This window comes from Pseudomonas sp. PK-RTE-24 (genome assembly GCF_054052265.1).
Window position 1 is genome coordinate 694405 of sequence record NZ_CM133224.1, and the last position, 13096, is coordinate 707500.

The 13096-nt window shown below is 58.0% G+C and carries 3 protein-coding genes, 2 tRNA genes and 2 rRNA genes; all 7 read right to left on the reverse strand.

What is annotated here, in order from left to right; translation table 11 throughout:
* Positions 1-65: 65 nt before the first annotated feature.
* The 7 genes from recD to ACV8MC_RS03190 all read right to left on the reverse strand — a co-directional run bounded on the left by recD (position 66) and on the right by ACV8MC_RS03190 (position 13053).
* Positions 66-2174: an exodeoxyribonuclease V subunit alpha gene (gene recD, locus ACV8MC_RS03160; RefSeq protein ID WP_457264440.1), complete on the reverse strand. Its 2109-nt coding sequence runs from the start codon at positions 2172-2174 to the stop codon at positions 66-68.
* Positions 2171-5857, reverse strand: a complete 3687-nt coding sequence (recB, locus tag ACV8MC_RS03165; RefSeq protein WP_457264441.1) for an exodeoxyribonuclease V subunit beta — start codon at positions 5855-5857, stop codon at positions 2171-2173. Before recB ends, recD begins: the two co-directional genes overlap by 4 nt.
* Entirely contained in the window at positions 5854-9306 is a 3453-nt protein-coding gene (gene recC, locus ACV8MC_RS03170; protein WP_457264443.1) for an exodeoxyribonuclease V subunit gamma, read from the reverse strand. Before recC ends, recB begins: the two co-directional genes overlap by 4 nt.
* Positions 9307-9459: 153 nt before the next feature.
* Positions 9460-9575: ribosomal RNA gene (rrf, locus tag ACV8MC_RS03175) — 5S ribosomal RNA — on the reverse strand.
* A gap of 154 nt (positions 9576-9729) precedes the next feature.
* Positions 9730-12623, reverse strand: a 23S ribosomal RNA gene (locus ACV8MC_RS03180).
* Between the two features lie 247 nt (positions 12624-12870).
* Positions 12871-12946, reverse strand: a tRNA-Ala gene (locus ACV8MC_RS03185).
* A 30-nt stretch (positions 12947-12976) separates the two neighbouring features.
* A tRNA-Ile gene (locus ACV8MC_RS03190) sits at positions 12977-13053 on the reverse strand.
* Positions 13054-13096 lie beyond the last annotated feature (43 nt).

A 13096-nucleotide genomic window follows, 5' to 3' on the forward strand; every position in this document is an offset into this window, starting at 1 on the left:
AGAACACCAGCGAGGCGCCTGCCTCTGACCGGTTGGTCAGTACTCGTTGTCGGTCATTCAGCGCTTCATCCCGGAGGCTCGGTGCCCTCTTCCAGTTCCAGCATCAGCCCGCTCAGACGCTTGACCTTGCGCAGCACCGCCTCTTCAAACACGCCGGCACGCGGCTCGATCAAGGTGAACCAGTGCCGGGCGCGAGTGATTCCGGTGTAGATCAGTTCTTTGGTCAGCACGGGGTTCAACGCATCCGGCAGGATCAGCGCCGTGTGGGCGAACTCCGAACCCTGGGACTTGTGCACCGTCATGGCGTACACGGTTTCGACATCATTGAGTCGACTCGGCAACACGAAGCGCACGCCGCCCTGACCATCGTTACGCGGGAAGGCCACGCGCAGAACCGTCTTGCCGATTTCTGCACCTTCACGCTCGGGCAGTTTCAGGGCGATGCCGATGTCGCCGTTCATCAGGCCCAGACCATAGTCGTTGCGTGTCATCAGCACCGGCCGACCTTCATACCACTGCTGATCGCTCTCGATCAGACGCGCCTTGAGCAATGCAGCGGTAATGCGCTGGTTCAGACCTTCAACGCCCCACGGCCCTTTGCGCACCGCGCACAGCAACTGGAACGTGTCGAACGCCTGCAAGACTTCGCGCGCCCAATCGATCCAGTCCGCATGCTCAAGTGGCCGCGTTGACGGTGGACGCTGATCGCGCAATACGCTCAGGTAATGGCGGTAACCTTGCGGGCCGTTGCCGTGACCTTCGAGCAACAGGCGTTCGAGCTTGTGATCGTGTTCGCCTTTGAGCGGCAGCGAATACACGTCGTCGTAGCCGCCAGCGGCGAGCAACTGTCGCGCCTCATCGGCCAATTGCTGATTGACCCGGCGCGCGAGCTGACCGATACCGCTGCCCTCGCCGAAGCGGCGCGAGTGACGCAGCATCACCACTTGTTGCGCCAACGGATGGGTGCCGTCGCAGTCTTCATGCAAACCGCTACCCTGCAACGACTCGCCACTGACAGACTCCAGCCATTGTCGCGTTTGCGGGCTGTACCAACCGCCCTCGGCGTCACGGCACAGATCGCCCAGCACCGCACCGGCCTCGACCGAGGCCAACTGATCCTTGTCGCCCAGCAGCACCAGCCGAGCATGGGCCGGCATGGCGTCGAGGAGGTTGGCCATCATTTCCAGGTCGATCATCGACGCTTCATCGACCACCAGCACATCCAGCGGCAGGCGGTTGCCGGCATGGTGACGGAAATGCCGGGTGCCCGGTCGACTGCCGAGCAGACGGTGCACGGTGGTCACATCGCTGGGGATCGCCGCGCGCACCGCTTCGGCGACCTGCAGTGATTGCACTTGCTGACTGATCGACTCGGTCAGACGCGCAGCGGCCTTGCCGGTCGGTGCCGCCAGACGAATGCGCAGCGGATGGCCAGCCTCGACGGCCGGAGCCTGCAGCAACGCGAGCAAGCGCACCACCGTGGTGGTTTTCCCGGTGCCCGGGCCGCCAGTGATGATGCTGAAGGCGCTGCGCGTAGCGATGGCGCAGGCGAGTTTTTGCCAATCGATGACAGCTGCGGATTCCGCGCCGCCGAACAATTCGTTCAGACGCTGCGGCAGATCATCCGGCGTCGGCTCCTGCTGCATCAAGCGTTGGCGCAACGCTGCATCGATGCGGCGTTCGTAGGTCCAGTAGCGGCGCAGGTACAGGCGTTTCGAGGACAGCACCAGCGGACGTGTCTGCGCTGTTTCAATCGGGTCAGCGGCCAGGGCCACCAATGGACTGCTTGCCAGCACTTTGCACCAATGGGCTCCATCGAGCGTTTCGAGCAGTTGCGAGGGCAGCAGCAACACACCGCCCTGCACGTCGCCTTCGGGCGGCAATGACAGTGCAAAATCCGGCGCCTTGAGGGTTTCAAACAGGTCCAGACACACATGACCATGGCCGAGTTGGTGACTGGTCAACGCCGCCGCGAGCAACACCAGCGGATCGGTCTCGGGCTCGAGTTCATGCAGGAACGCGACAAAGGCGCGGTCCAGCGCGCGCAGCCAGCCGCGCTCGACCCAACGGCTCAGCAACAACAGCAAATCATCGGCGCGGGTCAGCGGCGAGAGTTTCGACAGGCTGTCCGCTTCCAGCGGCGTCGGCAGCAGATCGGCGAATGTGCGGCTCATAGCAGGACTCCCTGTTCCCAGGCGGGTTCGGACTTGGGTTCGGGTTTGCCCTGGAACATCCGGTCGAGGCGTTCGATCAATTCCCGTGGCGGACGCACGAAGTACATGCCACGACTTTCCGCACGCGTACCGCGCAGAAACAGATACAGCGCCCCGCCGATGTGACGGTCGTAATCGTAATCCGCCAGCCGCGCCTTCAACTGGCGATGCAGTGCCAGCAGATACAGCACGTATTGCAGGTCATAACGGTTGTCGAGGATCGACTGCTCCATCGCCTGCACCGTGTAGGCCTGATCATCCACGCCGAGCCAATTGGATTTGTAATCGGCGACGTAGTAACGGCCAGCGTGCTCGAAGGTCAGGTCGATAAAGCCCTTGAACATGCCGTTGAGCTGAACCGGTTCTGCCGCAACACGAGCGACGCCATTGTGGGTGTGCTGGCGCACCTGTTCGTCGAGCTTGAGCACGTCAACTTTGTGGCTGGCGAACCAGAACTCCATCTCGACGCGGTATTGCGTCAGTTGCTCAAGAACCACCGGCGGTTGCCCGCCAGCGATCGGCAACGGTGACTTGAGCAAATGCTGCAGCCAGTCAGTCAGCGTGGTGATCCAGCCTTGCCAGCCGCGCAGATTGCAGCGCCGGGCAATTGCATCTTCCAGCGCTTCGCGGGTAACCGAAAAACCTTCAGCGCCCGCCCATTCGAGCAAGCCATGCAAAAACGTGCCGGGATTCGGTCCGCGAGGAAAACGGTGGATATCGGCGCCACCGCTGCTGATTTCATGTGGCGCGTCGGGATCGAGGCGCTCGTCGTCGAAGAGCTTTTGCGCCTGCGGACTGTCCGGTGCTTCATCGCTGCCGACGCTCAATATGTCGCTGATGCGCAAAGCGCTATAGGAAGCGATCCACCAGTTTTCACTGGCTTTGCGCTTGGGCCGTAGCGTGGCTCGCAGGACTGCTTCATTGCGCGGCGGCTGGTAATGCTCGTCAGTGGGCTGAGGCATTTCGCCGATGCCGATGGCCGGGCAGTCTTGCTGCAGATCCCGCAGCCAGCGGTTCAATTCGCTGGACTCGCCCAAAGCGGCACCGCCCCCCAGCAAGTAACCCAGCGCTGACAGGTGCAGCACCGAGCTGTTGTTATTGCCGCGCTTGAGATCAGTGACGCCCAGCCAGCAGGCATGCTGCGCGCGGGTTAACGCGACATACAGAAGACGCAGATCTTCGGCCAGACGCTCATCGTCAGCCAGGGCTATCAACTCGGGGGTAGGCTTGAGGCTGATCTGCGCCTTGCCCGCAGCGTCGTGGTAATGCAGCGGCAAACGGCTGCCATCCACCGGTTTCGCCGAGCAAATGAATGGCAGGAACACCAGCGGATATTCCAGACCCTTGGATTTGTGGATGGTCACCACTTTGACCAGTTGCTCGTCGCTTTCCAGACGCAGAATCTGCTCTTCACCGGCCTGACCGGACAGCGCCAGCAACTCGGCCAGATGGCGGATCAACGCTTGCTCCCCGTCCAGTTCAGCAGCGGCTTGCTGCATCAGCTCCGACAGGTGCAAAAGGTTGGTCAGCACGCGCTCGCCGTCACTGCGCTGCATCAGGGTTTGCGGCAGGTGGAAGTCGTGAAGCAGGCGTCGCAACATCGGCAACACGCCCTGTTTGCGCCAGAGCTCTCTATAGCCGCGGAACTGCATGACCCGGGCTTCCCAGACCATTTCATCCTGGTTCAGGCGCTCCAGTTCGATCAGCGGCAGGTTCAATGTGGTACAAGCCAGCGCAGCCTTGAGCGAGCGTTCGACATCGGGTTCGGCGCAAGCCTTCAGCCATGCCAGCAGATCGTGCGCCTCTTGGGCGGCAAACACCGAATCCTTGTCCGAGAGATAAACACTGCGCACACCTCTGGCGGCGAGTTCGGCGCGTACGGCCTGGGCTTCCTTACCGTCGCGGACGAGGATCGCGATGTCCGAAGGGCGTAAACCTTTGAAGTCGTCTGCTTGAAAGAAACCAGCGCTGCCGGTTTGCCCGCCATTGAGCAGTGCGGTGATTTGACTGGCGCAGGCGGCGGCCATATGCTGGCGATAAACCGAGCCGGACAGCGGCTGATCGCTAGGCAGTAGCCAGACATTGAGTGCCGCGACGTCTTGCCCGGCAATCCGCAGCGTTTCCTTGCGTCCCTGAGACTCGACCGGGAGGAACGGTACCGGGTTCTCGCCATTTCTTTCGCGAAACAAAAACGCGCCTCGTCCCTGCTCTCGGGACTCGGCGCGTTCGAACACGTGATTGACCGCTGTCACCATGCCGTGGCTGGAGCGGAAGTTGGTGCCTAGTGTATGCAAACGGCCGGTAGTGGCCTGACGTGCGCGCAGATAGGTGTAGATGTCGGCACCACGAAAGGCATAGATCGCCTGCTTGGGGTCGCCGATCAGGAACAGGCCGGTGTCAGGGTGATTGTCTTCAATGCGGTAAATGCTCTCGAAGATGCGGTACTGAACCGGGTCGGTGTCCTGGAATTCGTCGATCAGCGCGACCGGGAACTGCTCGCGGATCAGCGTTGCCAGACGCTCGCCGCCCTCCGATTGCAGCGCGGCATCCAGACGCAGCAACATGTCGTCGAACCCCATTTCTGCGCGACGGCGCTTCTCTTCTTCAAAACGCGCGCCGACCCACTTGGCAGCGTGTTGCAGAACAGCAGCATCGGGCGTCGGCAAGGTATCCAGGCTCGACTTGAGTCCGGACATGGCGTCCAGCCCCGGATGACTGGGAGCCTGGCCTTTCCAGGCCTCGGCCATGCCATCGGGCGTCAATCGGGTGAAGCCGGTGCCAATGTCCAGTTGCTCAAGCGACTCGTCTTCCGCCCAGGTCTTGAGTTTCTCGAACCAGGGCTCGAAATAACGCGCCTGCATTTTGCGGCCATCGACGGTTTTGCTGGCGACGCCTTCATGGCAGAGAGCAAGCAGCTCGTCTGCCCAGTCACGCCAAGGCATTTTCAGTTCGACCAACGCCGCTCGCCGCTCCAGCAAACACTCTTCGATCATCTCCGCGGGCGCCTTGCCTTCATCGGTGTCACGCTCGCTGGCAAACAAGCCGCGCACCCGAGGCAACAACGCGGCGGGGCCACCCCAATTGCTGCGCACCCAGTTCAGCGCATCGCCCTGCATCGGGTAGCAGAACAGTCGCCAGTAATCGCGCAACACTTCGCCAAGCAGATCGCTGTGATCGGTTTCCAAGGATTGCGTGAACAGGCTGCCGCTGTCGAACGCATGCTCGCGCAGCATGCGCTGACACCAGCTGTGAATGGTCGAGACGGCGGCTTCGTCCATCCACTGCGCGGCGATATCGAGGCGGTTGGCACAGCCCGGCCATTGCAGCGGATCGAACTGATCGCGCAGCTCGGCAATCAGTCCGTCCGGGGCAACAATTTCGTCGCGGAAGAACCGCGCGGCCTCAGCCAAGCGTGTCCGAATGCGTTCACGCAGCTCTTTGGTAGCAGCGTCGGTAAACGTCACTACGAGGATTTGCGGCGGCAGCAGTTCGCGTGAAAAACCGCTTGTCTCGCCGCCATGGCCGAGAATCAACCGCAGATAAAGTGCCGAAATCGTGAAGGTTTTGCCGGTGCCTGCGCTTGCTTCGATCAACTGACTGCCGCGCAGCGGGAAGGCCAGAGCCAACGGTGTTTTGGTACTCATGCGCGCGCACCTTCGCTGGACAAGGAACGCCACGGCGCTTCGAATAATGGGCGGTACAACGCGTCGCACCAGCCGGTGAAGGTTTCGTCTGCCAACAATGCATCGAAGTCGGGATATTGCCGGAGCAGTGCCGGGCTTTCGCGCCGCTCGCCGTTGCTGGTCTGGCCGTCACCGTCATAGGCTTTTCGCGCAGCGGCTTCGGCTTTGACCGGGTCAGTTTGAGACAACCAGGCGAACGCGGTTTTTATCGCAATCGGCAAGGGCTGGCGCATGCCTGATTGCCACGCAAGAAGCAGGTCACCGAGCAAACGCAACGCTCGGTCTCGCTCCATTGGCTCAAGCAACAACGTGTCGTCACTGGCGACCAATGCCGTGGTCAGCGCATGCTCGCTGGCGCAGGCGACCAGATGGGTAACCCACGATTTGGTCAGCCGATGCCACTTGCGAGTTTTGATCGAGCCGATGCTATTGGGAATGGTCGTGACCGACAGCAGGCCGCCATCGGCGCGTTGATGCAGGTTTGCGAGCCAGCCCTCCAGCCGCAAACCCTGCAAGTCGAGACTGACCGGGATTGCACTACTCAATGGCGACGGCCATAACGTCAGCAACTGTTGATAACGCTGCAGAAGATCCGGCAGCGGTTCGATCAGTTCACGCTGTAGGCATTCGCCAAAACCGGCCATAGGCAGCAGACCACTGTTTTGCAGGCGCAGCGCCCGGGCTTGCAGCGCCTGATCGATATTGTCCGGCTGGCTGAGTGCGGCTTCCAGCAAACTGTCGCTCAGCGTGTAGCGCTGTAGGACGTCCAGCACGAAAGGTTCTTCATCTGCCAACGGCGCTTGCGCCGCCTCGAAATAGACCTTGAGACGCTGGGTGAAAAAATGCCGAACCGGATTACGTAGAAAATCCTGCAGCAATGCCAGCGTCAACGGTTCATCTTGAACATATGGCGCGAGTAACGGCGCTTCGCTTTGCTGCGCTTTCTCTTGATGTAACACCTGCCACTCGCTGGCGTAGCTGAACAGTTGCTCGCCTTCGTGGAAATAGCGGGCACTGAAAGGTTGCAGGGGGTGTTCTTCGGTCAGCGCTTCCAATAGATCCTGGGTAGGGTCGATTGAACGCCAGCCGCTGGCGAGGTGATCGCGCAACTGGCCGATGAGCACCGAGGCGGGTCGTTCGCTGTTGTCACGGATGCTGCGGCCAACCCAACTGATGTAGAGCTGAGAGCGCGCGGACAACAGCGCTTCAAGTAACAGATAGCGGTCGTCCTCACGTCGTGAGCGGTCGCCTGGGCGGTAATCACTACCCATCAGATCGAAGTCCAGCGGCGGCTGCGCGCGGGGATAATCGCCGTCGTTCATGCCCAGCAGACATACCAGTTTGAAAGGAATGGCACGCATCGGCATCAAGGTGCAGAAATTCACCGCACCTGCGAGGAATCGTTGTGACAAACGGCCCTGATCGAGCCCGGCGAGCCATGCTTCGCGCACGACAGTCAGCGGCAGTTCGTCAGTCAGGCCGACCGCCTCGCAGGTTTCCAGCCAGGTCTCGCGAAGCTCTTCGAGCTGGGTCAGCAGGTAGTCGTCGTGCTCGTTGCTCGCCTGAAAGAACACTTGCATCAGCGCCTGCAAGCGCAGCCCCCACTCTTTCGGTTGAGCCGGTTGCGTGAGTTGCTGATGAGCGATTTCCAAGGCATCCAGCAGCGCAACCAATGGCCCGATCAGGGCAGCATCAAGTCCGCCAATTTCATCATAAGGTTCGATGCCTGCACACGCCTCAGCGCTGCCGACGGCGTACCCCAGCAGCATTCGGCGTAGACCGAAATGCCAGCTGTTCTGCTCCAGTTGCTCCGGCAATCCGAGACCGGCCCGTTGCTCCGCGCTCATGCCCCAACGCACGCCGGCACCCTCGATCCAGCGGTGCAGGGTTGGCAGGTCACGTTCCTCTACGCCAAAGCGAGCACGCAGAGCTGGAACATCGAGCAGGTCGAGAATCTCGCTGACCGGGAAACGGCTGTCCGGCAGCTTGAGCAGGTGCTCGACGGCGATTAGTAATGGATCACGTCCTCGCTGACCCTGGTCCGCCAAAGTGAACGGAATGAAGCGCGGGTCAAATCGATCGAGCTGACCGAAAACCGCGCGGATATGCGGGGCATAGCTGTCGATATTCGGGACCATCACGATCACGTCCCGTGGGCGTAGAGCCGGGTCGGCGCTGAAACGCGCCAGGAGTTGATCGTGCAGGATTTCGACTTCACGCTGGGCACTGTGGGCGATGTGAAACCGGATCGATTGGTCCTGCGTCAGGTCGACAGCGGGCCAGAGCGCACGAGTCTCGTTGAGGGGGCGCAATTCGAGGATGTCGTCCTGAAGCTGGTTAAGCATGTTGTGCGGCTGGGCTTCGCTGAACAGGTCGATGCGGCCGTCACGAAAGGCTGCGCGGTAGCTGTTGGGATCGTCGTAGCTGTCGAGCAGGTTGATATAGTCGCGACCTTGTTTGCCCCAAGCGGCCAGCAACGGATGTGCGTGCTGATGCAGGGTCTCGGCATCAAGTACAACTGGCATCCCGCTTTTGCGTTGTTGCCGCTTGTATTGATGTCGCAGCAGGTCCTTGTCGGCGACGATATCGGCCCAGTGATGGCGACAGGGGTTGTGTACGCAAAGCAGAACCTGACTGAAGCGCGCCAGACCGGCGAGCGCTTCAAGAACTTGTGCGGGCAATGAAGAAATGCCAAAGACGATCACGCGCGGCGGCAGCGCAGCCGGGGCCTTGTCGAGTATGTTGATGCGTTCCATGAAGCGTTGATGCACGCCGGCACGACTCTGCGCCATGCCCTGTTCGCCGACGTCATCCAGCAGCGCTCGCCACAACTCTGCCTGCCAGCAACTGGTCGGTGGCAGCGGCTTTATTTCACCTCTGACATTGCGCAGTTGATGACGCCCTTCAGCCCAGTCCTCGAGCCAGTCGGCCCGATAAACTTGATATTGGTCGAACAGATCGGCCAGACGCTCTGACAATTGATAGCGCTTGCGCAGATCGCTGTCATGGGTGAGGAAGCGTTGCAGCGGCTCGAAATGGGGGCGATCGATTACCTGTGGCAAGAGGCGCATCAGACGCCAGGTCAGCGGAGCTTTATCGAGCAGGGATTTCGCCGGAATCTCTTCTCGTCCCAATACCATGCGATACAGCTGCCACATGAAACTGCCGGGTAGTTGAACGTCAATCGCCGCAGCGATCCCGCAACCGCCAAGGTCATCGTCTTCAGGATCTTCGGCCAATGCGAGTTTGAGCCATTGGGCGATGCCGTTGCTTTGCACCAAAGCGATTTCGTTTTCCAAGGGTGCCAGTGGGTAGCGCCGCATGATGCTGACCACAAGACTGCGCAGCTCATCGAGACTGTTGCTCTGAACCACCATGAATGCAGCGTTGAGGGACTGGGCGTCCGACATATGGATTCCTTGGAAAATCGCTAAAGCCGAGGCAGAACCTTAGCATTGTCGGCCGGCTGTGACAGCCGGACGAGGTCTGCGAAGGCTGTAAGAACTTTCTCGCAGGCAAAACAAAACCCCAACTGCTTTCGCAATTGGGGTTTCGGAATTTAATCTTGACGATGACCTACTCTCACATGGGGAAACCCCACACTACCATCGGCGATGCATCGTTTCACTGCTGAGTTCGGGATGGGATCAGGTGGTTCCAACGCTCTATGGTCGTCAAGAAATTCGGGTACTGACTCGGGACCAGATGGCCTCGCTTCAGCAAATTGGGTATGTGACAGCTAGGTGTTTGTGAGTTTCGAACTTTCGGTTCGTTTCGTCTTCACACACCGCAATCTGGTGCCTTTTCAGGTCAGCAAATTGCTTGGGTGTTATATGGTCAAGCCTCACGGGCAATTAGTATTGGTTAGCTCAACGCCTCACAGCGCTTACACACCCAACCTATCAACGTCGTAGTCTTCGACGGCCCTTCAGGGAACTCAAGGTTCCAGTGAGATCTCATCTTGAGGCAAGTTTCCCGCTTAGATGCTTTCAGCGGTTATCTTTCCCGAACATAGCTACCCGGCAATGCCACTGGCGTGACAACCGGAACACCAGAGGTTCGTCCACTCCGGTCCTCTCGTACTAGGAGCAGCCCCTCTCAAATCTCAAACGTCCACGGCAGATAGGGACCGAACTGTCTCACGACGTTCTAAACCCAGCTCGCGTACCACTTTAAATGGCGAACAGCCATACCCTTGGGACCGGCTTCAGCCCCAGGATGTGATGAGCCGACATCGAGGTGCCAAACACCGCCGTCGATATGAACTCTTGGGCGGTATCAGCCTGTTATCCCCGGAGTACCTTTTATCCGTTGAGCGATGGCCCTTCCATACAGAACCACCGGATCACTAAGACCTACTTTCGTACCTGCTCGACGTGTCTGTCTCGCAGTCAAGCGCGCTTTTGCCTTTATACTCTACGACCGATTTCCGACCGGTCTGAGCGCACCTTCGTACTCCTCCGTTACTCTTTAGGAGGAGACCGCCCCAGTCAAACTACCCACCATACACTGTCCTCGATCCGGATAACGGACCTGAGTTAGAACCTCAAAGTTGCCAGGGTGGTATTTCAAGGATGGCTCCACGCGAACTGGCGTCCACGCTTCAAAGCCTCCCACCTATCCTACACAAGCAAATTCAAAGTCCAGTGCAAAGCTATAGTAAAGGTTCACGGGGTCTTTCCGTCTAGCCGCGGATACACTGCATCTTCACAGCGATTTCAATTTCACTGAGTCTCGGGTGGAGACAGCGCCGCCATCGTTACGCCATTCGTGCAGGTCGGAACTTACCCGACAAGGAATTTCGCTACCTTAGGACCGTTATAGTTACGGCCGCCGTTTACCGGGGCTTCGATCAAGAGCTTCGCGTTAGCTAACCCCATCAATTAACCTTCCGGCACCGGGCAGGCGTCACACCCTATACGTCCACTTTCGTGTTTGCAGAGTGCTGTGTTTTTAATAAACAGTCGCAGCGGCCTGGTATCTTCGACCGGCATGAGCTTACGGAGCAAGTCCTTCACCCTCACCGGCGCACCTTCTCCCGAAGTTACGGTGCCATTTTGCCTAGTTCCTTCACCCGAGTTCTCTCAAGCGCCTTGGTATTCTCTACCCAACCACCTGTGTCGGTTTGGGGTACGGTTCCTGGTTACCTGAAGCTTAGAAGCTTTTCTTGGAAGCATGGCATCAACCACTTCGTGTTCTAAAAGAACACTCGTCATCAGCTCTCGGCCTTAAGATCCCGGATTTACCTAAGATCTCAGCCTACCACCTTAAACTTGGACAACCAACGCCAAGCTGGCCTAGCCTTCTCCGTCCCTCCATCGCAATAACCAGAAGTACAGGAATATTAACCTGTTTTCCATCGACTACGCTTTTCAGCCTCGCCTTAGGGACCGACTAACCCTGCGTCGATTAACGTTGCGCAGGAAACCTTGGTCTTTCGGCGTGGGTGTTTTTCACACCCATTGTCGTTACTCATGTCAGCATTCGCACTTCTGATACCTCCAGCAAGCTTCTCAACTCACCTTCACAGGCTTACAGAACGCTCCTCTACCGCATCATCCTAAGATGATACCCGTAGCTTCGGTGTATGGTTTGAGCCCCGTTACATCTTCCGCGCAGGCCGACTCGACTAGTGAGCTATTACGCTTTCTTTAAAGGGTGGCTGCTTCTAAGCCAACCTCCTAGCTGTCTAAGCCTTCCCACATCGTTTCCCACTTAACCATAACTTTGGGACCTTAGCTGACGGTCTGGGTTGTTTCCCTTTTCACGACGGACGTTAGCACCCGCCGTGTGTCTCCCATGCTCGGCACTTGTAGGTATTCGGAGTTTGCATCGGTTTGGTAAGTCGGGATGACCCCCTAGCCGAAACAGTGCTCTACCCCCTACAGTGATACATGAGGCGCTACCTAAATAGCTTTCGAGGAGAACCAGCTATCTCCGAGCTTGATTAGCCTTTCACTCCGATCCACAGGTCATCCGCTAACTTTTCAACGGTAGTCGGTTCGGTCCTCCAGTCAGTGTTACCTAACCTTCAACCTGCCCATGGATAGATCGCCCGGTTTCGGGTCTATTCCCAGCGACTAGACGCCCTATTAAGACTCGCTTTCGCTACGCCTCCCCTATTCGGTTAAGCTCGCCACTGAAAATAAGTCGCTGACCCATTATACAAAAGGTACGCAGTCACAGAACAAAGTCTGCTCCCACTGCTTGTACGCATACGGTTTCAGGATCTATTTCACTCCCCTCTCCGGGGTTCTTTTCGCCTTTCCCTCACGGTACTAGTTCACTATCGGTCAGTCAGTAGTATTTAGCCTTGGAGGATGGTCCCCCCATATTCAGACAAAGTTTCTCGTGCTCCGTCCTACTCGATTTCATGACTAAGAGATTTTCGCGTACAGGGCTATCACCCACTATGGCCGCACTTTCCAGAGCGTTCCGCTAATCTCAAAGCCACTTAAGGGCTAGTCCCCGTTCGCTCGCCACTACTAAGGGAATCTCGGTTGATTTCTTTTCCTCAGGGTACTTAGATGTTTCAGTTCCCCTGGTTCGCCTCTTGCACCTATGTATTCAGTACAAGATAACCATCTTATGATGGCTGGGTTCCCCCATTCAGACATCTCCGGATCAAAGTCTGTTTGCCGACTCCCCGAAGCTTTTCGCAGGCTACCACGTCTTTCATCGCCTCTGACTGCCAAGGCATCCACCGTATGCGCTTCTTCACTTGACCATATAACCCCAAGCAATCTGGTTATACTGTGAAGACGACATTCGCCGAAAATTCGAATTTCTCAACTAAGAGAACTCACAAATTTTACCTTAGCCTGATCCGTTACCAGTGAAAGTAACGTTCAGTCTATCTTTCTATCACATACCCAAATTTTTAAAGAACGATCTAGTCAAAGACTAGAAATCAACATTCATCACCGTACCGGTGGAATGCTCATTTCTAAGCTTTCAAACTTCAGAAGCAGTAGTGGTGGAGCCAAGCGGGATCGAACCGCTGACCTCCTGCGTGCAAGGCAGGCGCTCTCCCAGCTGAGCTATGGCCCCGTATTTCTACAGGCGTTTCCCACACAAAATTGGTGGGTCTGGGCAGATTCGAACTGCCGACCTCACCCTTATCAGGGGTGCGCTCTAACCAACTGAGCTACAGACCCAATTTCGGGCTGCTTCTATCGTCTTCTTCAATGAATCAAGCAA

Bases quoted from the DNA above. Each gene is read 5' to 3' on its own strand.
- recD (WP_457264440.1), bottom strand. From the start codon at position 2,174: ATGAGCCGCACATTCGCCGATCTGCTGCCGACGCCGCTGGAAGCGGAC.
- recB (WP_457264441.1), bottom strand. From the start codon at position 5,857: ATGAGTACCAAAACACCGTTGGCTCTGGCCTTCCCGCTGCGCGGCAGT.
- recC (WP_457264443.1), bottom strand. From the start codon at position 9,306: ATGTCGGACGCCCAGTCCCTCAACGCTGCATTCATGGTGGTTCAGAGC.